Source organism: Actinoplanes sp. NPDC051861, assembly GCF_040681145.1.
Lineage (GTDB): Bacteria > Actinomycetota > Actinomycetes > Mycobacteriales > Micromonosporaceae > Actinoplanes.
This window is the reverse complement of record NZ_JBFAYE010000003.1, coordinates 19,893-46,579: the sequence shown is the minus strand read 5'-3', so window position 1 is coordinate 46,579 and position 26,687 is coordinate 19,893. Positions and strand designations below refer to the sequence as shown.

Sequence of the window (26,687 nt, the reverse complement as noted above, 5' to 3'; positions counted from 1 at the left end):
GCATGTTCATCGAACTGGAGATCGGCGGCATGACCTGCGCCTCGTGCGCGGCCCGCATCGAGAAGAAGCTGAACCGGATGGACGGGGTCTCCGCCACCGTCAACTACGCCACCGAGAAGGCGAGCGCGACAGTCTCGCCCGGTGTCACCGCGGCCGATCTGATCGCCACCGTGGAGAAGACGGGCTACACCGCCGTCGTCGAGAAAAAGAATCACGAAATATCGGAAAAGTCGGATCCTCGGCTCTGGGTGGCCATCGCCCTCACGATCCCGGTGATTCTCCTCGCCATGGTCCCGGCCTGGCAGTTCACCTACTGGCAGTGGGCGTCCCTGACCCTGGCCGCACCGGTCGTCGTCTACGGCGGCTGGCCGTTCCACCGCGCCGCCGCCGTCAATTTGCGCCACGGCGCCGCCACCATGGACACGCTCATCTCCCTCGGCACCCTGGCCGCGTTCGGCTGGTCGCTGTGGGCGCTCTTCCTCGGCACCGCCGGCGAGCCCGGCATGACGCACCCGTTCAGCATCGACATCGCCCGTACCGACGGCGCCGGCAACATCTACCTGGAGGCCGCCGCCGGGGTGACCACGTTCCTGCTGGCCGGCCGCTACTTCGAGGCTCGCTCCAAGCGCCGGGCCGGTGCCGCCCTGCGCGCCCTGCTCGAACTCGGCGCCAAGGACGTCGCGGTCCTGCGCGACGGCGCCGAGACGCGGATCCCGATCGAGCGGCTCGCGTCCGGCGACCGGTTCGTGGTCCGGCCCGGCGAGAAGATCGCCACGGACGGCGTGGTCGAGGAGGGCTCCTCGGCGGTCGACCGCAGCATGGTCACCGGCGAGAGCGTGCCGGTCGAGGTCGGTCCGGGCGACGCGGTGACCGGCGCGACCGTCAACGCGGGCGGCCGGCTGATCGTGCGCGCCACGCGGGTCGGCGCGGACACCCAGCTCGCGCAGATGGCCCGCATGGTCGAGCAGGCCCAGGCCGGCAAGGCGGACGTGCAGCGGCTCGCCGACCGGATCTCCGGCGTCTTCGTGCCGATCGTGATCGGTCTCGCGGCGGCCACCCTGGGCTGGTGGTTCGGCACCGGAGGAGGCTGGACGGCAGCCTTCACCGCGGCCGTCGCCGTGTTGATCATCGCGTGCCCGTGCGCCCTCGGACTGGCCACGCCCACCGCACTGCTCGTCGGCACCGGCCGGGGCGCGCAGATCGGCATCCTGATCAAGGGGCCGGAGGTGCTGGAGTCGACGCGGCGGGTGGACACGGTCGTGCTGGACAAGACGGGCACGGTCACGACCGGCACGATGGCCCTGGTCGACGTGCTTCCGGCGCCTGGTGAGGACCGCGAGGAGGTGCTCCGGCTGGCCGCCGCGGCGGAGTCAGCCTCCGAACATCCGATCGCCAAGGCGATCACGGCCCAGCTCAGCGATCCGGTCACCCTGGGCGATTTCACCAACTTCGAAGGCTTGGGGGTACGCGCGGAGCACGCCGGCCGCACGCTCCTCGTCGGGCGGGCCGCCCTGTTCGAGCGCGAGAACTGGACCGTCCCCTCCGAGGTGACGCGCGCGGCGCAGGACGAGGAGCGCGCGGGCCGGACAGCGATCCTGGCCGGCTGGGACGACCGCGCCCGCGGTGTCCTGTCGGTGGCCGACACCGTGAAGCCGACCAGCGCCGAAGCGGTCGCCGGCCTGCGCGGGCTGGGCCTGCACCCGGTGCTGCTGACCGGCGACAACGAGACGGTCGCCCGGGCGGTGGCCGCCGAGGTCGGCATCGACGAGGTGATCGCCGGGGTGCTGCCGGCCGACAAGGTGGACGTCGTGAAACGGCTGCAGGCCGAGGGCCGGGTCGTGGCGATGGCCGGCGACGGGGTCAACGACGCGGCCGCCCTCGCCCAGGCGGATCTCGGCCTGGCCATGGGCACCGGCACGGACGTGGCGATCGAGGCGTCCGACCTGACCCTGGTCCGCGGTGACCTGACGGCGGCCGTGGACGCGATCCGCCTGTCCCGCCGTACCCTGCGGATCATCAAGAGCAACCTGTTCTGGGCCTTCGCCTACAACGTGGCCGCGCTCCCCCTGGCCGCCGCCGGCCTGCTCAACCCGATGGTCGCCGGCGCCGCCATGGCCTTCTCGTCGGTCTTCGTAGTCGCCAACAGCCTCCGCCTGCGCCGCTTCCAACCCCACCCCCATTCCGTGTGAAGTTCGGCCCCCCTCCACACCCCAACTCCACACACCAGGTGGTTGACGACCCGTGTGTGGAGTTCGGCCCCCCTCCACACCCCAACTCCACACACCAGGTGGTTGACGACCCGTGTGTGGAGTTCGGCCCCGCTCCACACCCCAACTCCACACACCCGGGCCGTCACCCCGTTCCGTGTGAAGTTCAGCCCCGCTCCACACCCCAACTCCACACACCCACGCCGTCACCCCGTTCCGTGTGAAGTTCGGCCCCGCTCCGCACCCCAACTCCACACACCCCGGGTCGGCCCGGACGCTCGCCTGAACTCGTTAACTCCACATCGGCCGGAGCGTTCACTGCCGTTCCGCCCGGCCCGGCACCCTGTCGGGCGGCATCCATTCGGCCGTGGAGGAAACGTGGCTGGCAACACGATTCGTACCCAGACGGTGGCGACCGCCGCCGCGGTCCTGATGATCGCGGCGGCACCGCTGCCGGCCGCGGCGGGCGAGCACCTGGGCGGCGCGGTCTGCGCCCCGGACGCCTCGCTGCTCGGCTTCACCGACGCGCTGGACAAGACGACCTTCGCCGGGACACCGGTGTCCGGGCTGTCCGCGCTGGCCCTCACCGGCCGCTCGCACGGCCTGGCGCTGGTCGACAACATCGGCACCACCCCGGCCCGGGTCTACGAGGTGGGCCTGGGCACCGGCCGCGGCGGCGTCTCCGCGGCGGTCAAGGACGTCACGCTGCTGACTCGGGCGGACGGCACCGCGTACACCGGCGCCGACTTCGACGGCGAGGGCCTGATCGCCGAGTCCGGCGGCACGATCCTGGCGAGCTCGGAGCGCGAGCCGTCGATCCGCCGGTTCCGCCTCTCCGACGGCCGGGAGATCGGCTCGCTGCCGGTGCCGGCCCGGTTCCAGGTCGCACCGGCCGGTGAGGCCGCCACGAACCAGACGTTCGAGGCGCTCACCGCCACGCCGGACCACCGCGTGCTCTACGCCGGAATGGAGGGCGCCCTCTCCGGCGACGCTCCCGGCCTCAACCGGATCGTCCGCTACCAGGGCCGGTCCGGCGGCGCCTACACCGTGGCCGCCCAGTACGCCTACCGCACCGACCCGAACCTGGGCCTGGTCGAACTCGTGGCGCTCGGCGGCGACCAGCTGCTCGCGGTCGAGCGCGGCTTCGTGGCCGGCACCGGCAACACCGTCCGCGTCTACCGGGTCTCGGCCACCGGCGCGCCCGACGTCGCCGGGGTCGCGTCGCTGTCCACGCTGACCGACCCGCGCGCCTGGCTCGGCAAGGAACTACTCGTCGACATCGCCGACTGCCCGCCGTCCGGCGCCTCCGCCAAGCAGCCGCAGCCCAACCCGCTGCTCGACAACATCGAGGCCGCCGCACTCGGTGAGGCTCTCCCGGGCGGGCGCCGCCTGCTCTACCTGCTCTCCGACGACAACGGCAGCGCCACCCAGATCACCCGCGTGTACGCGCTCTCGGTCAAGCTGCGCCCGCAGCCCGAGCTGAGGAGCCGGGCGATCCTGTCGGCCACCGCGTACCAGCCCGGCCCGGTCTCCGGCACCCAGCTGAGCACCGCACCGGTCAACGGGATCAGCGCGCCCTTCCCGGGCCAGCCGATCCCCGGCTTCTCCGCGGTGATCCGTGACGGCGACGGGCTGCTGGCGATGCCCGACAACGGATTCGGCGCCAAGAACAACTCGGCCGACTTCCTGCTGCGCGCGTACCACGTCAAGCCCGACTACCGCCGCCACCAGGTGAAGATCAACGGGTGGGTGAGCTTCCGCGACCCGGGCCGGAATGTGCCGTTCCCGATCGTCAACGAGAACACCCCCGACCGGCTGCTGACCGGTGCCGATTTCGATATCGAGTCGCTGGCCCGCGACTACCGGGGCGACCTGTGGATCGGGGACGAGTTCGGGCCGTACCTGGTGCGTACCGACCGCACCGGCAAGGTCCTGCAGGCGCCGGTCCCGCTGCCGGACGGCGGGAAGTCGCCGCAGTCGCCGGACCTGGCGCCGGGCGAGACCGCGACCGTTCCCGCGAGCCGTGGTTTCGAGGCCATGGCGGTCAGTGAGGACGGCAGGAAGCTGTACCCGATCCTGGAGGGCGCGCGCATCGACGACCCCGACCAGAGGCGCCGCTTCGTCTACGAGTTCGACGTCCGCGGAAACCGGTACACCGGCCGCACCTGGTCGTTCCCGGTGTCCGACCCGTCGCTGCTGGTCGGTGACGCGGCCGTGCTCGACGACCGGCGGCTGCTGCTGATCGAACGCGACAACGGCATGGGACAGCAGTCCGTGGTCAAGCGCCTGGTCGTCACCGACCTCGACGAGGCCGCCGCCGACGGCGCGCTCCCCCGCCGCACCGTCGCCGACCTGATGCGCGTCGCCGACCCGCGCGGCGTCTCCACACCCGCCCGCCCCGGCGAGTACGGCGTCGGCCCGCTCTTCTCGTTCCCGCTGCAATCGGTCGAGTCCGTGCTGCCCCTGGACGGCGACCGCGTCCTGGTGGCCAACGACAACAACTTCCCCGGCAACGACGGCCGCATCCCCGGCCGCCCCGACGACACCGAACTGATCGTCCTGAACATCCCCACCCTCCGCTGAAACCCTTGCGTGTGGAGTTGGGGTGCGCAGCGGGGCCGAACTCCACACGCAACGCAACGCCCGCACCCACCTACGCGTGTGGAGTTGCGCCCCGCTGCGCACCCCAACTCCACACGCAACGCCAACACCCACCCAGCGTGTGAAGTAGCGCCCCGGTGCGCGCCGCAACTTCACACGCTGTGGACGCGGGGGTTTCGGGAGGCGGCCTTCTTCCGGTACATGGAGCGGTCCGCCTCCTGGAGCAACTGCTCGACCGTCGAGCCGGCGGCGCCGTCCGCCCAGCCGATGCTGACTCCGACACGGGCGAACTCGTCGTCGAGCCGATAGGGCGCGCTGACCGCCGTCTCCAGGCGCTCGACGAGGACGTTGAGTTCCGGGCCGGGCGCAACGCCGTCGAGCAGCACCAGGAACTCGTCGCCGCCGAAGCGGGCGGCGACGTCGCCGGCGCGCAGGCTGTCGCGGATCCGGTCGGCCACGCGGACCAGCAGCTGGTCGCCCGCGTGGTGGCCGAGCGTGTCGTTGATCCGCTTGAACCCGTCGAGGTCGAGGAAGAGCACGGTGAACCGCCCCCGGCCGATCGCCGCTTCGAGGGCGGCGGTGAACGACGTGCGGTTGGGCAGGCCGGTGAGCCGGTCGGAGTGGGCGGCCCGGAGCAGCTGCGCCTCCTGGTCGCGCAGGTCGAGCGCGACGGTGAGCAGGGCGGCGCACTGGTTGACCAGTTCCCGGCCGTCGTCGACCAGGTGCTCCACCCGGTCCACCAGGGCCAGCCAGCCGCGATCGCTGTCGCCGACCTTCGCGCGGACGACGAAGACGGTGTCGCCGGGCCCGGCGGCGTCCAGCACCTCGGCCGGCGGGAAGGACTCGACCCGGGTCGGCCCGCCCGGGATGGGCGGGCCCGGGAAACGGCGCCAGCCCGGCGTCCGCGTCAGGTCGCCGCGCGGGCCGCGCAGCGCGATCGACCCGGCCGTCGCCGGGGTCATCGCCAGCCAGGCCGGGTCCTTCGGATCGGCGTCGCGGCGGTGCAGCAGCGCCATGCTCAGCGAGTAGTTCACGCTGATCAGCGAGCGCAGGTGCAGCTGGTCGCCGAAGTAGTTGCGGCTGTGCGCGCGTCCCAGGAACATGATCATGTCCTGGACCGCGCGCCCGATCCGGCCGGGAGCCTCCGGGTCGTCGTGCGTGAGGCCGTTCGCGTACTCCTGCACCGACCGGCAGATCACCCGCAGGGTCTCCTGCGACGGGACCACCATCAACAGCGCGTTCAGCTCGGTCAGGGCCGGCAGCAGGCCAGAGGTGTCCCCGCCGGCGGCCGCGGTCAGCGCCCGTACCGTCGTCGCGGCGGCGGTCGTGGCGATCTCCGCGCCGCCGTTGCCGAGCGGGAGCACGCCGGCCAGGCGGTGCTCGAGCCGCCACAGCGGGTCGGTGAGTTCCAGGTCGGGCAGCGCGCTCGCGTACCCGGTGCAGCCGCAGGAGGTCCGCGCCATGAAGCGGGCGGGCAGCCGGTGCACCTCGGGCGCGACGTCCTCCCCGTTCAGCTGCCGGACCAGCAGATCGACGGCGAAGCGGCTCATCGCGTCCAGCGGCTGGGCGACGGTGGCCAGCTCGGGGCGGACGAAGGTGGCCAGGTCGAGGTTGTCGAAGCCGGTCAGCAGGTAGTCGTCCGGGCAGTTCAGCCCGGCCGCGGCGAGCATGCGCTGCGCACCGAGCGCGTTCCGGTCGGTCGCCGTGACCAGCGCGTCCGGAAGGCCGTCGCGCGTCAGGTCGTCGACGGTCCAGTCGATGCCGCTCTCGATGTTGTTGGCCGCCGGCAGGAACGGGCCCGGTTCCAGCCCGTGCGCCGCCAGGACCTCGCGGTACGCCTCGTAGCGCTCCTGCACGTCGGTCGCGGGCAGATATCCGCTGAACGCGATCCGGCGGCACCCGTGCGCGCGGATCAGATGGGTGACCGCCTCCCGCACGCCGGCGCCGTTGTCGGCCAGCACGGTCGGCCGCGGAAACCCGGCCACGGTGTGCCCGACCAGCACCACCGGCTTGCCGGCCCGCTCGAGCCGGGCCAGGTAGTCCTCGCTCGCGGCGTCCGCGAACACCACGAAGCCGCCGACGTGGTCCCAGGAGACCGGGGCGTCGAACGCCGGGTTGCCGCCGTTGAACACGATGTCGGCGGCCGCGTCCAGGGTCTGTATCGCGATCATCCGCCGGTCGTACGACTCGGCCGCGGCACCGACGCTGCGGACGAGATTGCCGTAGTAGGTCCCGCCGACGAACGGCGAGAGCACCCCGACTGCCCCGGCACCATGCATGTGCCTTCCATCGGCCGTGCCAGCCCGACCTTTAGGGGACGCGCGGCGCCGGGGGCAGCGCGGGCCGGTCGAGCCAGGTGGCGAACAGGCCGTCGAGGGATTCCGGGGTGAAGCGCGCGGCGTGCTCCCGGAACTGCGCGGTCGTCACGGTCCGGTGCCGGTACTCCGCGGTCCACGAGCGCAGCAGGGCGAAGAACGCCTTCTCGCCGGCCTTCGCGCGCAGGGCGTGCAGGGCGAGCGCACCGCGCTTGTAGACCACCGGGTCGAACATCCGGTCGACGCCCGGGTTGGCGACGGCGACGTTCGCCGGGCGGGTCCGCAGCCAGGCGTGCCACCGGGCGGCGTGGGTGTTCGCCGACGGGCCGCCGGCGAACTGGGACCAGAGCCATTCGGCGTACGTCGCGAACCCCTCGTTGAGCCAGATGTGCCGCCAGTCCGCGATCGTGAGGCTGTTGCCGAACCACTGATGGGCGAGCTCGTGCACGACCAGCCGCTCGTGGGTACGCCTCCCGTCCACGTGGTTGCGCCCGAAGACAGCCATGCCCTGCGCCTCGACCGGGTCGTCCAGGTCGTCGTCGGCGACCACGACGACGTACTCACGGAACGGGTACGGCCCGAACAGCCGCTGCAGGGTCGCCATGATCTCGCCGTGCCGGCCGAAGTCGTGGCGGAAGGGTGCCCGCAGCCGGGGTGGGATCGCGGCCCGCTGGATCACCCGCCCGGGAGCCAGCTCGACCTGCTCGTAGCGCCCGATCTGCACGCTCATCAGGTAGGGCGCGGTCGGCTCGTTGCGCTCGTAGATCCAGGTGATGGCACCGGCCCGGCGGCGGCGCGCGACGAGGTCACCGGTGACCAGCACGGTGTACGGCGACGTGGTCGTCACCGTCACCAGGAAGGTGGCCTTGTCGTCGGGCCGGTCGTTGCACGGGAACCAGGACGGCGCGCCGATCGGCTGGGCGGCGACGAGGGCACCGTCGGTCAGCTCGTCCCAGCCGATGTCACCCCAGCGGCCCGAGATCGGGACCGGGCTCCCCGCGTACCGTATCTCGATCTTGAAGGTGGCGCCGTACCCGATAGGTCTCTCCGGTTTGATCCGGAGCTTGTCCGGACGGTGGCCGAACTTGGCCGGGCGCCCGTCCACCCGCACGTCGGTGACCCGGAAACGCCCGAGGTCGAGGCTGAACCGGGACAGCGGCTGACCGGCCCGCGCGGTGATGGTCGCCCGGCCGGCGAGCCGGTTCGAGACCACCCGGTAGTCGAGGTCGAGGTCGTAGTGCAGTACCCGGTAGCCGCCGTTGCCGTGCTCGGGCAGGTAGGAGTCGGTCGAACGGTCGGCGCCCGGCGAGGCGTCACCGGGCCCCACCGCCGGAGTCATGACCAGGTCGCGATCGGATTGCCGATCCACCTGCTGTCCTCGGGCACCGCGTCGCCGCGGGTGACAAGCGAGCCGGGCCCGACAGTGGTCCGCGCGCCGATGCTCGCGCCGGGCAGCACGATGCCGTGCGGGCCGAGCGTGGCGCCCGCGCCCAGGGTGACCTCATCCATGCTCATGATCCGATCATGGAACAGGTGGGTCTGCACCACGCACCCCCGGTTGACCGTGGCGCCCGGGCCGAGCCGCACCAGGTCGTACTCCGGCAGCCAGAAAGTCTCCAGCCACGCGCCCCGGCCGATTTTCGCACCCAGAGTACGCAACCACAGGTTCAGCAGCGGCGTGCCGCTGGCGAAGCGGAACATCCACGGCGCGGCGAGCACCTCGACGAACGTGTCGGCCAGCTCGTTGCGCCACACGAACGACGTCCACAGCGCGTGCTCGGTGGCCCGGAACCGGCCGACCAGCAGCCACTTCGCGGCGGTCGCGACCAGCGCGCCGGTGATCGCGGCACCGAGCAGTACCGGACCGGCGGCGAGCGCGGCGGCACTGGCACCGGCGGCCCGCCAGATCGACGCGAGCACGGCCAGCACCAGGACCGCCAGGGCGCCGGCGCAGATCACCGGGACGATGCGGCACAGCTCGATCGCGGCGCGGGCCACCTTCAGCCGCAGCGCGGGGGCGTAGGTGCGGCCGGCGTCGCCCGCCTCCACGGTGCGGCGCAGCGGCATCGGCGGGGCGCCGAGCCACGACGAGCCCTTCTTCGCCTTGCGCGGCGCCGACGACAGCACGCCGACCAGGCCCCGCTTGGGCACCGACCGGCCCGGCGCCGCCATGCCGGAGTTGCCGAGGAACGCCTGCTTGCCGATCCGGGCCGGCGCGACCCGCAGCCAGCCGTGGCTGAGCTCGTAGGTGGCGACCATCGTGTCGTCGGCCAGGAACGCCCCGTCGTCGACGGTCGTCATGGCCGGGAGCGCGAGGACCGTGGAGACCTCGGTGCCGCGGCCCACGGTGGCGCCGAGCAGCCGCAGCCAGACCGGCGTGAACAGGCTGGCGTACATCGGGAACAGCGCGACCCGGGCCATGCCCATCAGGCGCTCGGTGGTCCACACCTGCCACGCGACCCGGCTGTGCACGGGGTGATATCCGGCTCGCATCCCGATGCTGAGCAGCCGGACGGCCACGAGGACGAGCAGGGCGTGGCCGAAGAAGTAGGTGACCGCCGCCGCCGGGACGGCGAGCAGGGCCGCGGCGAGGTCCGGGCCGTCGGCGAGGGTCCAGCCGAGCAGTGCGAGCGCGGGCAGGAGGGCGACGACCGGCACGAGGCCGAGCAGCTGGGCGGTCAGGCTGTACGCGCCGACCCAGAACCGGGAGCGCGGCGGCCGGCGGGACGGCCAGTCGGCCTTCTCCTTGCCGGCTGCGGGCACGGCGGGTGCGCCGGCCCAGCGCCGTCCCGCGGGCACCGAACCGGTCACGGTGGAACCGGCGTCGATCCGGGCGCCCTTGCCGATCCGGGCGCCGGGCATCAGCGTGCTGCGGGCTCCGACCCGGGCACCGGCGCCGACGCGGACCGCGCCGACCCGGACGACGTCACCGTCGATCCAGTAGCCGGAGAGGTCGACCTCGGGTTCGATCGCCGCGCCCCGGCCGAGCTTCAGCAGGCCGGTGACCGGGGGTGCGGAGTGCAGGTCGACGTCACGACCGATCCGGGCGCCGAGCGCCCTGGCGTACGTGATCATCCAGCCCGCACCGGCGACGCCGGTCGCACCGGACAGCTCGGCCAGCCGGTCGGCCGCCCACAGCCGCAGGTGGACGCCGCCGCCGCGGGGGTAGTCGCCGGCGCGTACACCACGAGTCAGAAGGCGGGCACCGGCGGTGGCCACCGCGATCCGCCCGGGTGGGCTGCACAGCAACAGCCAGCCCGCCGCGATCCACGACCAGGAGACCGACGGCACCCAGGAGGCCGGGGTGAGCAGCGCGAGGACGTTGCCGAGCGCGGCGAGCAGGAGCAGCCAGCGCAGCCCGACCAGCGTGAGCATCGGCAGCATCAGCAGGCCCTGGATCAGCCCGGCCCGGCGGGGCGTGGGCCGCACGTCACGGCGGACGGTCGCCGTCGCGCCGAGCTTGTCGAGCGCCGCGGCCATCTGGGACAGCCGGGGCCGCTGGTAGACGTCGGCCACCGACATCCGCGGGTACCGCAGCCGGATCCACGCGACGAGCTGTGCCGCGTTCAGACTGCTGCCGCCGCTGTTGAAGAAGTCGGCGTCCGCCGTGGCCGGCCGCACGCCGAGGATCTCCTCCCAGCCGCCGGCCAGCCACTGTTCGGTGGCGGTCAGCTCGGCCGCCACCGGCCCGGCGGTCGCCAGCGGCCAGGGCAGTGCCGCCCGGTCCACCTTGCCCGACGTACGGGTCGGCAGCGCGTCGACCACCGCCAGCAGCGGCACCAGCGCGGCCGGCAGCTGCTCCCGGATCCGCTGGGTCGCGGCCTCGACGTCGAAGGCGGCCTCGTCGTGCGGCACCAGGTAGCCGACCAGGAGCTGGTTGCCCGCGCCGGTCCGCTTGACCGCGGCGGCCGCGCCGGCGACGCCGGGCAGAGCCTGCAGCGCCGCGTCCACCTCGCCCAGCTCGATCCGCCGGCCGCCGAGTTTGACCTGCTCGTCGCCTCGGCCGAGGAACAGCAGCCCCTCGGGCTCGGCGCGCACGATGTCGCCGCTGCGGTAAGCCCGGTGCCAGCCGAGGCTCGGCAGCGGCGCGAACTTCTCGGCGTCCTTGGCCTCGTCGAGGTAGCGGGCCAGGCCGACCCCGCCGATGACCAGCTCGCCGGTCTCGCCCATCGCGACCGGTTCGCCCGTCGCGTCGACCACGGCGAGCTCCCAGCCGGCGAGCGGCAGCCCGATGCGGACCGGTCCCTCGCCGCCCAGCGGAGCCGCGCAGGCCACCACGGTCGCCTCGGTCGGCCCGTACGTGTTCCAGACCTCGCGCCCCTCGACGGCGAGACGCTCGGCGAGCTCGGGCGGGCAGGCCTCCCCGCCGAAGATCAGCAGCCGGACCTCGTCGAGCGCCTCGGCCGGCCACAGCGCGGCGAGCGTCGGCACCGTCGATACGACCGTGATGCCCTGCTCGGCCATCCACGGGCCCAGGTCGACGCCGCTGCGCACGAGCGAGCGCTCGGCGGGCACCAGGCAGGCGCCGTGCCGCCAGGCCAGCCACATCTCCTCGCAGGACGCGTCGAAGGCCACCGACAGCCCGGCCAGGACCCGGTCGTGCGGCCCGATCGCCTCGGCGTCGTCGCCGGCCAGGAACAGCTGCGCCTCGGCGTCGACGAACGCGGCGGCGGCCGCGTGTGTGACGGCCACACCCTTCGGAGTGCCGGTGGATCCGGACGTGAAGATGATCCAGGCGTCGTCGCCCGGTCCGGGACGTCCGGGACGGCCCTCGGGAGTGCGCCGGACCGACACCGCCAGCCCTTCGCCGATCACCGCGGAGACGCCCGCCTCGGCGAACACCAGCTCGGCGCGTTCGTCGGGGTCGTCCGCGTCGACCGGCACGTACGCGGCGCCGGCCGTCAGCACGCCGAGAATTGCCAGGTAGAGCTCGGCCGTACCCGAGGAGACCCGGACGCCGACCCGGTCGCCCACGCCGATGCCGTGCCCGCGCAGCACCGCCCGCAGGGCCGCCACCTCGCCGGCCAGCTCGCGGTAGGTCAGCGTGGTGTCCCCGGCGTCGATCGCACGGGCACCGCCGTGTGCCCGCACCGTCGCGTCGAGGATGTCCACCAGCGTGCGGCGCATCGGCGCGGACCACGAGGTGAACAGCGCGGGCGCTTCCGCCTCGATCGTGATCTCGGGAAGGTCGATGAGTCGCAGGTCGGTCGTGACTGTCACAGAACTCCATCCACCATTGCGGCCCGAGCAGCACTCAAAGCTACTGGCGGAAGACAGAGGATGACGGCTGAATGTCTAATTCGTGTCCACTGACACACTGCCTGTCCGTTACCTGCGGGGCAGTCGCAGGCCCGACATTCCCCCGTCCACGGCGATCGACGTCCCGGTGGTCGCACCGGCTTCCGGCGAGGCCAGATAGGCCGCGGCGGCGGCCACCTCCTCCGCCGTCACCAGGCGCCCGGTGGGCTGGCGCGCCGCCAGCCGGGCACGTTCCGCGGCCGGGTCGTCGGTACGCGCCAGCAGTCGCGCCACCCACGGCGTGTCGACCGTGCCGGGCGCGATGGAGTTCACCCGGATGCCCTCCCCCACCAGATCGGCCGCCATCGCGAGGGTCAGCGAGTGCACCGCTCCCTTCGACGCCGAGTAGAGGGCGCGCTGCACCAGCCCCGCGGTCGCCGCGATGGACGACAGGTTGACGATGGCGCCGTGGCCGCTGCGCCGCAGGAACGGCAGCGCCTCCGCGGTGGCCCGCGCGATGCCGACCACGTTGACGTCAAGGACCCGGTGCCACTCCTCGTCGTCGTTGCCCTCGATCGGGCCGACCGCGCCGATGCCGGCGCTGTTGACCAGGACGTCGATGCCGCCGAACGCGTCGGCCACGGCGGTCATCGCCGCCCGCAGCGAGGCCCGGTCGGTCACGTCCGCGACCACCGGCAGCAGGCCGTCGGCCGGGTCGCCGGGGTTGAGGTCGAGCACGCCGACGCGCGCGCCACGGGCCCGGAACTCGGCGGTGACCGCGGCGCCGATGCCGGAGCCCCCGCCGGTGACGACAGCGACGAGGGTGCCGAAAGAACTCATGATCAACCTTTCGCGACAGGGGTGAGGCCGAGCCGGCGGCGCAGGGCTGCGGCCGCCGTGGTGAACGCGGTCCGGTCCAGCACGGCCCCGGCATAGGTGCCCGCGCGCACCGGCGAGGTGAAGAAGAGGTCGGGCAGGTTCTCCTCGTCCGCGCGGCCGAGGAGGAGATTGACCTCGTGCTGCAGCAACATTCGGGTGGTGCCGATGGCCAGGACGTCCGGCCGCCGCCCGGTGATCGCCTCGACGAGCGACTCGACCCGGTCCAGGCTGAGCGGCCGGGTCGGCGTCGCCGCGAACAGGCAGACCCCGAGCGCGTCCAGGCCGCTCCAGAGCCGCATCAGCTGGGCGGTGCGGTGCACGTCCAGCTCGCCCCGGGGCCGGGGTGCCCGCACGCCGAGCCGGGCCAGCTCGGGATAGCTGGACGCGACACCGGTCACCGGGTCGAAGTCGAGGTCGTGCTCGACGATGTCGTAGCGCGGGCCGATCGGCGCGACGACGTAGGCCAGGCCCAGGTTGGGCTGCACCCGCGGGTCGAACGGCGGGAGCGCGATGTTCCGGACGGTCAGGGTGCCGCTCGCCGAGACCGGGTCGGTGCCCTGCTGCTCGTGCTCGCGCAGCGCCGGCCACGGGTCGCCGGCGCCACGGTTCGGGCCGAGCATGGCGAGCGCCTCCTGGTGCAGGCCCGCTCCGGCGTACACCTTGACGCAGTCTGTCGGGCAACCCGGGCAGGCCGCGACCGTCGCGTCCCGGGCGATCTCGTCCGGGACGGTTCCGACGCCGCCGCCACGGGTGGTGTCGGTGAACCCGTCGACCGGCGCGTATCCGGGCTCGCCTGTCCAGACGCCGAAGCCGGGCCAGCCCTGCTGCACCTGTGACAGGCCGTCGGTGGCGATGAGCCGGGTGTACTCCGCCGCGATCCGGGACACCGCCGCCGGGTCCGCGACGGGCACGCGTGCCGAACCCACGCAGACCACCGCTTTGACGTTCTTACCGCCGAGCACGGCGCCGAGGCCCAGTCGCGGCAGTGGGTGGTGACGGCAGGTGACGATTGATGCGTACGGGACCCCGCGCTCGCCCGCCGGCCCGATGACCGCGACCGACGCCGCTGTGCCGTACCGCTCCTGCAGCGTGTCGGTTGCCGGGCCGGTCTCCAGTCCCCACACGTCACCGGCCGGTTCCAGCCACGCCCGGCCGCCGGAGACCACCACGCAGACCGGCTCGGGTGCCCGCCCGTGCAGGACCACCCCGGTGACGCCGGCACCTCGCAGTCCCGCGGCGTACGGCCCCTCGGCCCGGGTCTCCGCCACCGCGCCGGACAGCGGCGACAGGCCGACGGCGGCACATCGCGCGGTGCCCGGCGCCCCTGTCCCGGCGACCGTTCCGGCGACGATCGCCAGCGGCGCGTCCACCGGGTCGACCGGCCCGGTCAGGGATGCGAGCAGGTGCCGCAGTGCCGCGATCGGGCCGTCGTGGTCGCCGGGGTCCGCCGGCGGGAGGGCGATCGGAGAGCCGTCGAGGCTCACCGTGATCAGGCCCATTCGGGCCCGTCCGGGAAGGCGAACCGGTGCAGTGTCTCGGGCTGCATCCGGGCCGAGAAGCCGGGCGCGGCCGGCAGCTGGTAGGCGCCGTCGCGGATGACCACCGGGTCGGTGAAGTGCTCGTGCAGGTGGTCGACGTACTCGATGACCCGGTCGGCAAGGCTGCCGGAGACGGCCACGAAGTCGAACATCGACAGGTGCTGGACCAGCTCGCACAGGCCCACCCCGCCGGCGTGCGGGCAGACCGGCCGGCCGAACTTCGCGGCCAGCAGCAGGATCGCCAGGTTCTCGTTGACCCCGGCGACCCGGCAGGCGTCGATCTGCACGACGTCCACCGCGCCGGCCTGCAGCAGCTGTTTGAAGATGATCCGGTTCTGCACGTGCTCACCGGTCGCCACCCGGATGCCCGCGGGCCGCAGCGCGCGCCGGATCGCGGCGTGGCCGAGCACGTCGTCCGGGCTGGTCGGCTCCTCGATCCACCACGGGTCGTACGGCGCCAGCGCGGTCATCCACTCCACCGCCTCGGCGACGTCCCAGCGCTGGTTGGCGTCGACCGCGATGCGGATGCCGTCGCCGACCGCGCGCCGGGCCAGGGCCATCCGCCGTATGTCGTCGTCCAGGTTCTGGCCCACCTTCAGCTTGATCTGGCGGTAGCCGCCGGCCACCGCCTCGCGGGCCAGCCGCACGAGCTTGTCGTCGGAGTAGCCGAGCCAGCCCGGCGAGGTGGTGTAGGCCGGGTAGCCGTCGCGGGCCAGCTGCGCGATCCGCTCCTCGCGGCCGGGTCGGGCGGCCTCCAGGAGGTCGAGCGCCTCGGCCGGGCCGAGCGCGTCGGTGAGGTAGCGCCAGTCCACCAGGCCGACGACCTGGTCCGGGGTGAGGTCGGCGAGGAACCGCCAGAGCGGCTTGCCGGCGGCCCGCGCGGCCAGGTCCCAGGCGGCGTTGATCAGCGCGGCGGCGGCCAGGTGCATGACGCCCTTCTCCGGGCCGAGCCAGCGGATCTGGGAGTCGTGCGTGAGCCGCCGGGCGAACTCGCCGAGGTCGTCCACGGTCTGGCCCATGACCAGGGGCGCAAGCGCTTCGACGGCGGCGCGGCATACCTCGTTCCCGCGGCCGATGGTGAATGTGAACCCGTACCCCTCCAGACCGGAGTCGGTGCACAGCACGACGTACGCCGCCGAGTAGTCCGGGTCGGGGTTCATCGCGTCGGAGCCGTCGAGCTCGCGGGAGGTGGGGAACCGGACGTCGTACGTGTCGATCCCGGTGATCTTCATGCGGCGTTCCGGACCACGCTGCGCTGGCTGCCCAGCCCGTCGATCTCCACCTCGACGACGTCGCCGTCGGCCAGGTACGGGAACCGCCCGGACAGCGCCACGCCCTCCGGCGTACCCGTGTTGATCAGGTCACCCGGCTCCAGGACCGTGTACTGCGACAGGTGCCAGATCAGGTGGTCCACCCCGAAGATCATGTCGGCGGTGCTGGAGTCCTGCCGCGGCTCGCCGTTGACCCGGCTGCGCAGCCGCAGCTTGCCGGGATCGCCCACCTCGTCCGGAGTGACCAGCCACGGCCCGAGCGGGTTGAACGTCTCGCAGGACTTGCCCTTCGACCACTGGCCGCCGGACCGCTCGATCTGGAAGTCGCGCTCGGAGACGTCGTTGGAGACCACGTATCCGGCGATGTGCGCCGCCGCGTCGGCCGGGGAGTCCAGGTACCGCGCGGTACGCCCGATCACCACGCCGAGCTCCACCTCCCAGTCCACCCGGACCGCACCGCGCGGGATCAGCACGTCGTCGTACGCGCCGACCACAGTGTTCGGCGCCTTGTAGAACATGATCGGCACCTCCGGCGGCGCGGCTCCGGACTCGGCCGCGTGTGCCGCGTAGTTCTGCCCGATGCACAGCACCACGCCCGGCCGCGCGACAGGCGCGCCGAGTCGCTCGCCGGCGATGTCCACATCAGGCAGTCCCGCCACCGACGTCACGCCGCCGGCCGCCAGGAAAGCGCCGGTGATGTCCCCGGTCACCGAGGACAGGTCGTAGTACCGGCCGTCCACCGCGGCAACCGGCCGTTCCGCGCCGGCGGGTCCGACTCGCAGGTATCTCACATGATCTCCAAGTGGTAGGTCCGGATGGCGGTGCCGCCGAAGACGTCGGCCGGTGTGCCGCCGAGCAGCCCGGTCATGGCGTCCTTCACCTCGGTGTAGGTGGCCGCCACCTCGAGCACGGGCCAGTCCGAGCCGAACATGAGCCGGCTCGTGCCGAAGAGGTCGACCGCGGTGTCGACGTACGGCTTGAAGTCCGCCGGGGTCCAGGTCGCCCAGTCCGCCTCGGCGACCAGCCCGGACAGCTTGGCGATCACGTTCGGCCGGGCGGCGACCGGCGCGATCAGGTCACGCCAGCGCCGGACCGCACCGGCCGCGATCTCCGGTTTGCCGAGGTGGTCGAGGACGAACGTGGACTCGGGCAGCGCGGCGGCGGCCCGGGCCACCGACGGCAGTTGCGGGCTGCGGACCACCAGTTCGTTCACCAGACCGGCCGCGGCCACCGCGGCCAGCCCGGCACGCACCCGCGGCCGGTCGAGGAAGTCGTCGGGCTCGGCCTGCACCTGGTCGCGGATGCCGGCGAGCAGGTGACCGCCGGGCCCGGCCCGGTATCCGGCGATCGTCTCGGCCAGCGCCGGATCGGTCAGATCGGCCCAGCCGACCACACCGGCGATCTCCGGGGTGTCCTGCGCGATCTTGAGGAACAGCCGGGTCTCCTCGGCGTCGCAGCGGCCCGCCTCGACCAGCACGGTCTTGTCGACACCCGCGGCGCCGATCGCCGCGCGCAGGTCGGCGACCGTGTAGTCGCGCCGGATCCGGGTCAGCGTGGGGTCCTGCAGCCACGGGTAGTCGGAGGTCCACAGGTGCTGATGCGCGTCGATGATCATCTGATCAGTCCTTCCGAGCGGAGATCGGCCCAGAGCGCGCCGGGTATGTCCACCGCCGCCATCATGGCGGCGTCCTCCACCTCGGCGGGCGTGCGCGCACCCACGAGCACGCAGGTCACCGCCGGGTGGGTCAGCGGGAACTGGATGGCGGCGGCGCGCAGCGGAACCCCGTGCCGCCGGCACACCGCCCGCAGTGCCAGCGCCCGGTCGACCAGGTGCGGCTCGGCGGGTGCGTAGTCGAAGCGCGCGCCCGGCCGTGGGTCGGCGAGCAGCCCCGAGTTGAACACCCCGGCGGCGATCACCGAGACGTCGCGGTCCGCGCAGAGCGGGAGCAGCTCGTCCGCGCCCGACTGGTCCAGCAGGGTGAACCGGCCGGCCAGCAGCACCGCGTCCAGCTCACCGGTGCGCACGAGATCGGCGAGCATCGGCGCCTGGTTCATGCCCGCCGACACCGCGTCGATCCGGCCCCGGTCGCGCAGCTCCACCAGCGCCGGGAGCGCTTCCTTCACCGCCTGGTCGAAGTGCCGGTCCGGATCGTGCAGGTGCAGGATTTCGGCACGGTCGAGACCAAGACGATCAAGGCTTTCATCGTACGAGGTGAGCGCGCCGGCTCCACTGAAGTCGAAGACCGGGGTCTCGCCCGAGGGCTCGGCCCAGATGTCCTGAACGTCCGCTCCCCCGGGCCGCAGCAGCCGGCCGACCTTGGTGGAGAGCGCGAACTCGCCGCGCGGCTTGCGGCTGAGCACCGGTCCGGCCCGCCGCTCGGCCAGCCCGTTGCCGTACAGGGGCGCGACGTCGAAGTACCGGATGCCGAGCTTCCAGGCGTGCTCGACGGTGTCCCGGGCGGTGCCGGCACCGACCGGGGCGAACAGCCCGCCGAGCGGGGCGAGACCCAGGCCGAGCCGGGTCACACGCACCCCGGTGCGGCCGAGCCGGACGCGCTCGAAAGGGTTCATGTCGCCGCCACCTCGCCCTCGGCGTGCGTCTCGGCGTGGATCATCCGGATGATCTGCTGACTCATCCGCGGGTAGTCGTGGTCGTTGTCCAGCTCGCCGGCGACGCTCAGGTCGCTCATCACCGCGATCCGGTCGGCCAGCACCACGACCTCGGGCAGGTCCGACGAGATCAGCAGCAGCGCCAGGCCCTGCGCGGCCAGCCCCGCGATCAGCTCGTGGAACGCCGCCTTGGTACGCACGTCGATGCCGACCGTCGGCTCGTCGACGATGAGGATGTCGCAGTCCGCCGCCAGCCACTTGGCCAGGCTCACCTTCTGCTGGTTGCCACCGGACAGCTGCCCGGCGAGCTGCTGCGGCGAGGAGATCCGGATGCCGAGGCGCTCCACGTACGTCTCGGCGAGCGCGCGTTCCCGGCGGTCGGGGATCAGGCCGGCGCGGGCCAGCCGGCGCCACACGGTGACCGCGATGTTGCGGGTCACCGGCTGCTCCAGGAAGAGGCCCTCGTCCTTGCGGTCCTCGGTGACGTAGCCGATGCGGTACCGGCGCAGGGCCTCGCCGACGTCGCGGATCCGGGCCGTGGCGCCGTGCACCTCGACCGTTCCGGCGGTGATCCGCTCCAGTCCGAGGACGGCCTTGGCGAGCTCGCTGCGGCCGGCGCCGACCAGCCCGTACAGGCCGAGGATCTCGCCGGGCCGGACCGCGAGCGAGACGTCGCGGTGCCCCAGCGCGGTGCTCACCCCGTTCAGGCGCAGGGCGGGGGGCGCCTTGGTGTCGCTCGTACGCTCGGGCAGCTCGATCGAGGCGAACGCGCGGCCCACCATCAGGTCGACGATCTGCCCCTGGGTGAAGCCGGCGAGCGGCTCGGCCTCGGCCACGCTGCGCCCGTCGCGCAGCACGGTGACCGTGTCGGCGACCGCGAACACCTCCTCCAGCTTGTGGCTGACCAGCACCACGGCGTGCCCGGAGTCGCGCAGCCGGCGCACCACGGTGTAGAGCCGGTCGGCCTCGTCACCGGTCAGCGACGCGGTCGGCTCGTCCAGCAGCAGCACCTTGTTGTCCAGGCTGAGCGCCTTGGCGATCTCGACGAGCTGGCCCTGCGCCACCGACAGCCGGGCCACCGGGGTGTCCGGGTCGAGGTCCACCTCGAGCAGTTCCAGGCAGCGCCGGGCCTCGGCGCGCATCCGGGACCGGTCCAGCCACCCGGCCCGGCGGGGCAGGTGGTGCAGCACGACGTTCTCGGCCACCGAGAACGCCGGGATCAGGTTGCGCTCCTGGTGCACCACGCCGATGCCGGCCCGCTGCGCGTCCAGCGGGCCGCCGAGGTGCAGCTCGGAGCCGTCGAGGGTGATCCGGCCGCCGTCCGGCCGGTACACACCGGTGAGCAGTTTGACCAGCGTGCTCTTGCCCGCGCCGTTCTCGCCGAGCAGGGCGTGCACGCTGCCCGGCCGCAGGGTGAGCGTGGCGCCGTCCAGCGCGCGAACGCCCGGGAACACCTTGACCAGGTTCTCCGCGACGAGCATCAGGTCGCCCTCTCCCGCATCCTCTGCCGGACGGTGCCGAGCAGCACCGCGCCCAGCACGACGGCACCGATGATCAGATCCACCCAGCGGGGGTTGATGCCGAACTGCGCCTGCATCACGTCGACCAGGCGTACCAGGAACGCGGCCAGCACCGTGCCCACCACGCTCACCATGCCACCGGTCAGCGCCACCCCGCCGATGATCGGTGCGGCGAAACTGGGCAGCAGCAGGTCGTCGCCGATGGTGGCGTTCACCGACCCGGAGGCCGACACGGTGATCACCGCGGCAACGCCGGCGAGCAGGCCGGAGAGGGCGTGCGCGATGATCAGCGACCGGTCGTTGGAGATGCCGGAGAGCCGGGCGGCGAACGGGCTGCCACCGCTGGCGAGCAGCTGGCGGCCGGTGACGGTGCGGCTGAAGAAGAGCGCGACCAGGACGGCGACGGCGATCGCGACCAGGAACACCGCGGGCAGGCCGAGGATCGAGGCGCGGCCGAACGCGCGCAGGCCCTCGGAGTAGCCCTGGAAGGTGTCGGGGCCGTTCACTCCGTACCGTAGCCCTTGAATGATCGTCATCGTGGCGAGCGTGACGATGAAGCCGTTGATGCGGGTCAGCACCACGAGAGCGCCGTTCGCGACACCGACCGCGAGCCCGAGTGCGAGCGCGGCCAGCACGGCGATCGGAGCCGGCAGACCGGCCTCGAGCATGAGCCAGGCGGCGGCCATCGCGCAGAATCCGGTGAGCGCGCCCACCGACAGGTTCATCTGCCCGACGGCGAGCACCACCATCTGGGAGAGCCCGATGACGATCGGCACGGCCAGGAACCGGAAGAAGGCTTCCAGGGTGCCGGCCGAGAGCAGGTTGCCGCCGGTGGCGAACGCCAGCGCCACGAAGCCGGTGGCCACGATGACGCCCAGGGTGAACTCGGGCGTGCGCCACACCCGGCCCGAGGCGGTGGCCCGGGAGGTCGCGGTCAGCGTCATGATGTGGTCCCCCGCCGCTCGGCGAGCACATGCCGCGCCCGGTCCAGGGAGAGCGCCGCCAGCAGCACCAGCCCGATGTAGAGCTGGAGCTGGTCCAGCTGGAACTGCAGCAGGTTGAGCCCCTTGTAGATGACCTGGGTGAGCGCCGCGCCGAGCACCGTGCCGAGCACGCTCACCGCACCGCCGGCGAGCAGCGTGCCGCCGAGCACCGGCGCGAGGAACGACGGCAGCAGGAACCCGTCGCCGAGACTGGCCGAGAACGCGCCGTTGTTGGCGGCCAGCAGGAAGCCGGCCAGCGCGGCGAGCAGGCCGCTGAGCGCGTGGGCCTGCACCACCCGGCTGCGGGTGGGAATGCCGGAGAGCTCGGCCGCTCGGGAGTTGGCGCCGGTCATCAGGATCTCCCGGCCCACCCGTGACCAGCGGAAGAGCAGGCCGGTCAGCAGCGCCGCGGCGATCGCGAACGGGACCACCAGCGGGATGCGCGGCCCGCAGACGTCGCCAACGCAGTAGTCGGCGAACGTGTCGAAGCGCAGCGCCTCCATCCCGGCCGGCATGGTCGGGAAGGCCACCCCGTCGACGACACCCGTGTACAGGATCGTGATCAGGCCGACCAGCGCGAAGTCCATGGCCAGGGTGACCACGAACGAGTTCACCCCGGTCCGCGAGATGATCAGCCCGGCCAGGGCACCGAGCAGCGCGCCCACCACGAGACCGGCGGCGAGGCTGACGAGCAGCCCGGCGCCGAGCGTGTGGTGCACCAGGCCCATCGCGAACGCGCTGGTCGCCGCCATCCGCCCGACCGCCATGTTCATGTGGCCGAGCGAGAGCACGCTCATCTGCGACAGGCCGATCACCAGGTAGACGCTGATGTCGGACTGCAGCGGGGTCAGGGTCAGCCGGGTGTCCAGGAAGGCCGGGCGGATGACGCTGAAGAGGGTCACCAGCAGGATCAGGAGCACCACGAGGCCGACCCGGGGGTTGGCCCACAGCGGTATCCGGCGTGGTCTGCGTGGCGGCTCGGTGGGCGGTGCCGGTGTCTCGACTTGGGCGGTCAACTGGTTCTCCGGTCGTCGATCGCGTCGCGATTCCAGGCGATGCCCAGACCGGGGGCGGACGGGGCGAGCGCGTTGCCGCCGTCGATCCCGATCTCGCCGGTGGTGATCGCGCGCAGTTGTGGGATGTGCTCGAGGTACCGGCTGTTCGGCACCGCGCAGCAGAGGCTGACGTGCAGTTCCATCAGGAAGTGCGGGCAGACGGTCACGTTCGCGGTCTCGGCCAGGTGGGCGACCTTGAGCCACGGCGTGATGCCGCCGATCCGGGCCACGTCCACCTGGACCACCCCGGCCGCGCCGCGCCGCAGGTACTCGGTGAACTGGCCGGGCGCGTACAGGGACTCGCCGACCGCGATCGGGATCGAGGTGGCGGCGGCCAGCGACTCGTGACCGGCCACGTCCTCGGCCGGCAGCGGCTCCTCGAACCAGAACGGGTCGAAGGGCTCCAGCAGCCGGGCGCGCCGGATCGCGTCCGCCGCGGTCAGCGACTGGTTGGCGTCGAGCATGACGTCGAACTCGTCGCCCACCGCGGCGCGGACGGCACCGAGCCGCTCCGCGTCCGCGGCCGGCGAGCGGCCCAGCTTCATCTTGATGCCGGGCCAGCCCGCGGCCTGGCTGGCCTTCGCCCCGGCGATCAGCTCGTCGGTGCTCAGGTGCAGCCAGCCGCCCTCGGTGTCGTAGAGCGGGATCCGGTCCTTCGCGCCGCCGGCCAGCACCCAGAGGGGCAGGCCGGCGGCGCGGCAGCGCCAGTCCCACAGCGCGGTGTCGATCGCGGCCAGCGCCAGGGAGGTGATGGCGCCGACCGTGGTCGCCTTGGTGCTCAGGAACAGGTCACGCCAGACCGCCTCCACCCGTTGCGGGTCACGGCCCGGCAACAGCGGCAGCAGGTTGTCGCGGAGCAGCGCGAGCACCGCGGTGCCCCCGGTGCCGATCGTGTAGCTGTACCCGGTGCCCGCGCCGCCGTCGTCCGTGCGGATCTCGACGAACACGGTCTCCTGTTTGACGAAGGTCTGCAGGGCATCGGTGCGCACTGTCTCGACGTCCAGATCGATCAGGTACGCCTCGGCGTGGGTGACGACGGGCACTGGTGCTCCCCTACTGACAGTTGAGGTACTGGCTGTCGAAGGCCTGGCGCAACTCGGTCGTCTTGGCCTCCCGGTCGGTCTCGTAGTTGTCGACGTTGGCCTTGGTGACCGCGAACGATCCGGAGTCGACCACCACACCGGGCTGGTTCATGGTGCAGCCGCCGGCGAGGCGCATCAGCACGTACGACCCGACCATCGCCTGGCCCACCGGGTTCTGCAGCACGGTGCCGGCCACCGAGCCGTCCTTGATCCCGTCGAGGATCGCCTTGTCGTCGTCGATCGCGATCACCTTGGTCGGCAGCTTCGCCTGCTTGACACCCTCGGCCGCGGCGACCGCCGGGTTGTAGGCGGTGGTGACGATCGCGGTGATCTGGTCGCCCTTGGCCGCCAGCAGGTCGGCGACGGCCTTCTGCGCGGTCTGCAGGTCGGTGTCGATGTCGGTGACGACCTGGAGGATCTTGACCTGGCCGCCGGTCTCCCCGACCGCCTTCTCCACGCCGGCGATCCGGCGCTGCGTGTTGGAGTCGACCTTGTTGCCGGTCAGGTGGACCAGGTTGCCCTTGCCGCCGATCGCCTCGACCGCCGCCTTGGTGGCCTTGTACGCGGCCTCCTCGACGTCGGTGGAGAGGCAGAAGTCGGCCTTGTTGACGTCACCCGCCGGGCACGACGCCAGCGAGCCGACCGGGAAACCCTGCCGCTTGAGGTCCTCGAACGTGGAGTTGATGTTCTCCGGTGCCACGCCGAAGATGCCGAAGGCGTTGTATCCCTGCGCCGCGAGGGACTTGACCACGTCGTTCTGCTTGGTCTGGTCCCAGCCGGAGGTCTCGTTGAAGGTGGCGTCACCGAGCTTGAACTCGGTCTTGGCGTCGGCAGCCGCTGTCTTCCACGGCTGGAAGTAGGGATGAGCGCCGCCCGGGATGAGGGCGACCTTGACCTGTTCGGGGCCCTTGCCGGTGGCGGCGGCCTCGTCGTTGTCGGATTTCCTGGTGCACCCGGCCGTGGTGACCAGGCCGATCAGAGCCGCACCCAGGCCGAGGCGGAGGAACGGGGACCGCTTCATGCGGCTTCCTTTCCATGTCGTAGATCCTATAGGATCTTTCCTGGATGTGTACTCGCTCACACTGAACGGCGTCAAGATGCAATTCGGAAACCCGGGCGAAACAAGGATGGTGAACATGACCAGACTCCTGCCGCTGGTCCGCCTGCACCGGCCCACCCTCGGCGACGACGTCTACGAGACCCTGCGGTCAGCGGTCCTGGAGCACATCCTCGCGCCCGGCGACCGGGTCAACATCGACGCGCTCGCGCGCGAGCTGGACGTCTCACCCACCCCGGTCCGCGAGGCGCTCGCCCGTCTGGAGTCCGAGGGCCTGCTGCGCAAACGGCCGCGCGCCGGCTACACGGTCAGTCCGCTGCTCACGGTCGCGGAGTTCAACGACATGTTCGACATGCGCCTGCTGCTGGAGTGCACGGCCGCCCGCTGGGCCGCCGAGCGCGCCACCGACACCCAGTGCGACAGCCTCGTGGAGGAGGCCGCCCGCACCGTCGACAGCGGTGACGAGCACAGCTGGCACGCGGCTTTCACGGCGCTCGACGCCCGCCTGCACGACATGGTCGCGCAGCTGTCGGCGAGCCCGCTGCTCCGGGAGTCGATAAACCGGCTGCATGCACACCTGCACCTGCATCGCCGCTACTTCCCGTACGTGCAGACCGCCATCACCAACGACGAACACCGCGACCTGGCCGCCGCCATCCGCGCCCACGACCCGGACCGGGCCGAGGCCGCGATGCGCCGCCATCTCATCCGCGCCCGCGAGCGCCACCTCGTCGCCTTCGAGGACTGAGCACCCGCCCCCGTGGCTGGTCAGGCGGGCGGGGTCTCGTGCTGGGCGCGCAGCGCCCGGCCGAGCAGGGCGTTGAGAGTCGCCAGCTCGGGCGCGCTCAGGCCGAATACCTCCGGGTCGTCCAGCGTGGCGGCGGCCAGCGTGGCGGCGGCCAGGACCGAGCGCCCCCGCGCGGTGAGGGTGATCGCGGCCCGGCGGCCACGCCCGGCGCTGCGGTCACGCGCCACCAGCCCGGCGGCCTCCAGCGACGCGACCGACTCGCCGACACTCTGCGCGGTGACCAGCACCCGCCGGGCCAGCTCCCCCGAGCCGATGCCCGGCTCGGCGGCGATCGTGGTCAGCACACCGAACTGCGTGGGCGTCAGCCCGTGCGGGCGCATCGCCGCCTCAAACCGCCGGCTCAGCACGTGAGCCAGACGCACGATCGTCCAGCCGGCGGAGGACTCCTGCTCGACCAAAGTATAAGGCACCCTTGCACTAGAGTATCAGGGAGCCTTATGGTACGGCATGACCACTCGAACGCAGCGACTGTTGACGCTGTCGGCAGTGCTCGGGCTGGCGTACTGGTTCTTCGGCAACCTCTACGAGACCGTCGTCATCTCCCCGAACTGGATCGAGGACAGCCCGGCCCAGCTCACCCGGCTCAATCAGTTCTTCACCAACACCAGCCCCACGCTGTACTTCGTGCCGCTCACCCCACTCGCCGTCGCCCTCGTCTGGCTGCTGTGGTGGCGCAACCGCGACGACACCCTGCGCGCCGACTACCGCCGGGCCGGCGTGGCCTCGCTGCTGCTGACCGCTCTCAACGCGGCCATCGTCGGCCTGATCATCCCGCGCCTGTTCGGCCCGGAGGCACTCGCCCACCCGGAGCACCTGCTCCCCGCGGCATGGTCGTGGAACGGGCTCAACCTGGTGCGCATGGCCCTGACCGCCACCACCGCCTGGTTCCTCTTCCAGGCCTTCCGCAAACTGGACCGCCGTCATTTGTCCGACCATTCGGATGATCTTCGGCTGGCTCGACGGCGCTAACATCCCCGCTGCACATCAAGATCATCAGGAGCGGGGACATCGTGCAGGACAAGTTGAAGAACCGCGCGTTTGCGCTGGTCGCCCCCATTTTGCAGCCCGGCGAGACGCCCGTCGTCGCGGCGCGGGCCCTGGTCGGCTCGTTCTCCTCCGGACGGTTCGGCGCGGTCGCCACGCAGGCAGTCCTGCAGGAGGGCGTCGGCTCGGTGACCGCGCACAAGCTGGCCCAGTCGAAGAAGCAGTTCCTCGTCGTCACCAGCCACCGGCTCATCTTCCTGCCGCAGACCCTTCTCGGTGGCCCCGGCAAGACGGTCCTCGGCGCGATCTCCCGCGACATGGTGGCGCTGGCCGAGGTCAAGATGGGCTTCGTGAGCCTGGTGCGCATCGCGTTCGGCACCGAGGGCGCCGGCGTCGCGCTGACCTTCCCGCGTTCGGAGAAGAAGGACGCCGAGGCCCTCGCCCAGGCGCTGCAGCAGGCCCCGGTCGCCTGAGCGACGCCGGCGGCGGCACAGAACCGCCGCCGGCGACAGCCCGCCTAGGGCGAGGTGATCGAGTAG

At 72.4% G+C, this 26,687-nt stretch carries 20 protein-coding genes; 5 read left to right on the top strand and 15 right to left on the bottom strand.

Translation table 11 applies throughout. The annotated features are described in order from the left end of the window. The first annotated feature begins 2 nt into the window (after positions 1–2). Entirely contained in the window at positions 3–2,189 is a 2,187-nt protein-coding gene (locus AB0M02_RS11080) for a heavy metal translocating P-type ATPase (RefSeq protein ID WP_364224606.1), read from the top strand. A gap of 396 nt (positions 2,190–2,585) precedes the next feature. Next, positions 2,586–4,790, top strand: a complete 2,205-nt coding sequence (locus AB0M02_RS11075) for an esterase-like activity of phytase family protein (RefSeq protein ID WP_364224604.1) — start codon at positions 2,586–2,588, stop codon at positions 4,788–4,790. Between the two features lie 170 nt (positions 4,791–4,960). Here the strand turns inward: AB0M02_RS11075 and AB0M02_RS11070 are convergent, their stop codons facing one another. The 14 genes from AB0M02_RS11070 to AB0M02_RS11005 all read right to left on the bottom strand — a co-directional run bounded on the left by AB0M02_RS11070 (position 4,961) and on the right by AB0M02_RS11005 (position 24,320). After that, positions 4,961–7,087, bottom strand: coding sequence for a GGDEF domain-containing protein (locus AB0M02_RS11070; protein WP_364224602.1), 2,127 nt, complete (start codon positions 7,085–7,087; stop codon positions 4,961–4,963). A 31-nt stretch (positions 7,088–7,118) separates the two neighbouring features. Next, positions 7,119–8,462, bottom strand: a complete 1,344-nt coding sequence (locus tag AB0M02_RS11065; RefSeq protein ID WP_364226035.1) for a M1 family metallopeptidase — start codon at positions 8,460–8,462, stop codon at positions 7,119–7,121. Next, positions 8,459–12,343 carry a Pls/PosA family non-ribosomal peptide synthetase gene (locus AB0M02_RS11060; protein ID WP_364224600.1) on the bottom strand — a complete coding sequence of 1,295 codons (3,885 nt, stop codon included), beginning with the start codon at positions 12,341–12,343 and terminating at the stop codon, positions 8,459–8,461. Before AB0M02_RS11060 ends, AB0M02_RS11065 begins: the two co-directional genes overlap by 4 nt. Before the next feature lie 108 nt (positions 12,344–12,451). Continuing rightward, positions 12,452–13,201, bottom strand: a complete 750-nt coding sequence (locus tag AB0M02_RS11055; protein ID WP_364224598.1) for an SDR family oxidoreductase — start codon at positions 13,199–13,201, stop codon at positions 12,452–12,454. 2 nt (positions 13,202–13,203) lie between these two features. Further along, positions 13,204–14,739, bottom strand: coding sequence for an aldehyde ferredoxin oxidoreductase N-terminal domain-containing protein (locus tag AB0M02_RS11050; protein WP_364224596.1), 1,536 nt, complete (start codon positions 14,737–14,739; stop codon positions 13,204–13,206). After that, on the bottom strand, positions 14,730–16,010 hold the full coding sequence (locus AB0M02_RS11045) for an enolase C-terminal domain-like protein (RefSeq protein ID WP_364224594.1): 1,281 nt from the start codon (positions 16,008–16,010) through the stop codon (positions 14,730–14,732). The genes AB0M02_RS11050 and AB0M02_RS11045 overlap by 10 nt, the downstream gene beginning before the upstream one ends. After that, positions 16,007–16,840 carry a fumarylacetoacetate hydrolase family protein gene (locus AB0M02_RS11040; protein WP_364224592.1) on the bottom strand — a complete coding sequence of 278 codons (834 nt, stop codon included), beginning with the start codon at positions 16,838–16,840 and terminating at the stop codon, positions 16,007–16,009. Before AB0M02_RS11040 ends, AB0M02_RS11045 begins: the two co-directional genes overlap by 4 nt. Further along, positions 16,837–17,664 carry an amidohydrolase family protein gene (locus tag AB0M02_RS11035; RefSeq protein WP_364224590.1) on the bottom strand — a complete coding sequence of 276 codons (828 nt, stop codon included), beginning with the start codon at positions 17,662–17,664 and terminating at the stop codon, positions 16,837–16,839. Before AB0M02_RS11035 ends, AB0M02_RS11040 begins: the two co-directional genes overlap by 4 nt. Further along, positions 17,661–18,620, bottom strand: a complete 960-nt coding sequence (locus AB0M02_RS11030; protein WP_364224588.1) for an aldo/keto reductase — start codon at positions 18,618–18,620, stop codon at positions 17,661–17,663. Before AB0M02_RS11030 ends, AB0M02_RS11035 begins: the two co-directional genes overlap by 4 nt. Continuing rightward, positions 18,617–20,140, bottom strand: coding sequence for a sugar ABC transporter ATP-binding protein (locus AB0M02_RS11025; RefSeq protein ID WP_364224586.1), 1,524 nt, complete (start codon positions 20,138–20,140; stop codon positions 18,617–18,619). Before AB0M02_RS11025 ends, AB0M02_RS11030 begins: the two co-directional genes overlap by 4 nt. Then, entirely contained in the window at positions 20,140–21,123 is a 984-nt protein-coding gene (locus AB0M02_RS11020) for an ABC transporter permease (RefSeq protein ID WP_364224584.1), read from the bottom strand. Before AB0M02_RS11020 ends, AB0M02_RS11025 begins: the two co-directional genes overlap by 1 nt. Then, entirely contained in the window at positions 21,120–22,178 is a 1,059-nt protein-coding gene (locus AB0M02_RS11015) for a hypothetical protein (RefSeq protein WP_364224582.1), read from the bottom strand. The genes AB0M02_RS11020 and AB0M02_RS11015 overlap by 4 nt, the downstream gene beginning before the upstream one ends. Beyond that, positions 22,175–23,260 (bottom strand): mandelate racemase/muconate lactonizing enzyme family protein, encoded by a 1,086-nt coding sequence (locus AB0M02_RS11010; RefSeq protein WP_364224580.1) that lies wholly within the window; start codon positions 23,258–23,260, stop codon positions 22,175–22,177. Before AB0M02_RS11010 ends, AB0M02_RS11015 begins: the two co-directional genes overlap by 4 nt. A gap of 10 nt (positions 23,261–23,270) precedes the next feature. Then, the gene (locus tag AB0M02_RS11005) at positions 23,271–24,320 is read right to left on the bottom strand and encodes a substrate-binding domain-containing protein (RefSeq protein WP_364224578.1); all 1,050 of its coding nucleotides are present in this window, start codon (positions 24,318–24,320) and stop codon (positions 23,271–23,273) included. 115 nt (positions 24,321–24,435) lie between these two features. Between AB0M02_RS11005 and AB0M02_RS11000 the strand changes: the two genes are divergently transcribed. Then, complete coding sequence (locus AB0M02_RS11000; protein WP_364224576.1) at positions 24,436–25,104, top strand: GntR family transcriptional regulator; 669 nt, start codon at positions 24,436–24,438, stop codon at positions 25,102–25,104. A gap of 20 nt (positions 25,105–25,124) precedes the next feature. Here AB0M02_RS11000 and AB0M02_RS10995 read toward each other — a convergent pair whose 3' ends face one another. Continuing rightward, entirely contained in the window at positions 25,125–25,574 is a 450-nt protein-coding gene (locus AB0M02_RS10995; protein ID WP_364224574.1) for a MarR family transcriptional regulator, read from the bottom strand. A gap of 37 nt (positions 25,575–25,611) precedes the next feature. On the opposite strand from AB0M02_RS10995, the gene AB0M02_RS10990 reads away from it, so the two are divergent. Together AB0M02_RS10990 and AB0M02_RS10985 are read left to right on the top strand one after the other, a co-directional pair. Continuing rightward, positions 25,612–26,133 (top strand): hypothetical protein, encoded by a 522-nt coding sequence (locus AB0M02_RS10990; RefSeq protein WP_364224572.1) that lies wholly within the window; start codon positions 25,612–25,614, stop codon positions 26,131–26,133. Positions 26,134–26,174: 41 nt separating this feature from the next. After that, the gene (locus AB0M02_RS10985; RefSeq protein ID WP_364224570.1) at positions 26,175–26,621 is read left to right on the top strand and encodes a hypothetical protein; all 447 of its coding nucleotides are present in this window, start codon (positions 26,175–26,177) and stop codon (positions 26,619–26,621) included. Positions 26,622–26,687 lie beyond the last annotated feature (66 nt).

Bases quoted from the DNA above. Each gene is read 5' to 3' on its own strand.
- AB0M02_RS11020 (WP_364224584.1), bottom strand. From the start codon at position 21,123: ATGACGCTGACCGCGACCTCCCGGGCCACCGCCTCGGGCCGGGTGTGG.
- AB0M02_RS11050 (WP_364224596.1), bottom strand. From the start codon at position 14,739: ATGGGCCTGATCACGGTGAGCCTCGACGGCTCTCCGATCGCCCTCCCG.
- AB0M02_RS11005 (WP_364224578.1), bottom strand. From the start codon at position 24,320: ATGAAGCGGTCCCCGTTCCTCCGCCTCGGCCTGGGTGCGGCTCTGATC.
- AB0M02_RS10990 (WP_364224572.1), top strand. From the start codon at position 25,612: ATGACCACTCGAACGCAGCGACTGTTGACGCTGTCGGCAGTGCTCGGG.
- AB0M02_RS11035 (WP_364224590.1), bottom strand. From the start codon at position 17,664: ATGATCATCGACGCGCATCAGCACCTGTGGACCTCCGACTACCCGTGG.
- AB0M02_RS11080 (WP_364224606.1), top strand. From the start codon at position 3: ATGTTCATCGAACTGGAGATCGGCGGCATGACCTGCGCCTCGTGCGCG.
- AB0M02_RS11055 (WP_364224598.1), bottom strand. From the start codon at position 13,201: ATGAGTTCTTTCGGCACCCTCGTCGCTGTCGTCACCGGCGGGGGCTCC.
- AB0M02_RS11025 (WP_364224586.1), bottom strand. From the start codon at position 20,140: ATGCTCGTCGCGGAGAACCTGGTCAAGGTGTTCCCGGGCGTTCGCGCG.
- AB0M02_RS11030 (WP_364224588.1), bottom strand. From the start codon at position 18,620: ATGAACCCTTTCGAGCGCGTCCGGCTCGGCCGCACCGGGGTGCGTGTG.
- AB0M02_RS11045 (WP_364224594.1), bottom strand. From the start codon at position 16,010: ATGAAGATCACCGGGATCGACACGTACGACGTCCGGTTCCCCACCTCC.
- AB0M02_RS11000 (WP_364224576.1), top strand. From the start codon at position 24,436: ATGACCAGACTCCTGCCGCTGGTCCGCCTGCACCGGCCCACCCTCGGC.
- AB0M02_RS11065 (WP_364226035.1), bottom strand. From the start codon at position 8,462: ATGACTCCGGCGGTGGGGCCCGGTGACGCCTCGCCGGGCGCCGACCGT.
- AB0M02_RS11070 (WP_364224602.1), bottom strand. From the start codon at position 7,087: ATGCATGGTGCCGGGGCAGTCGGGGTGCTCTCGCCGTTCGTCGGCGGG.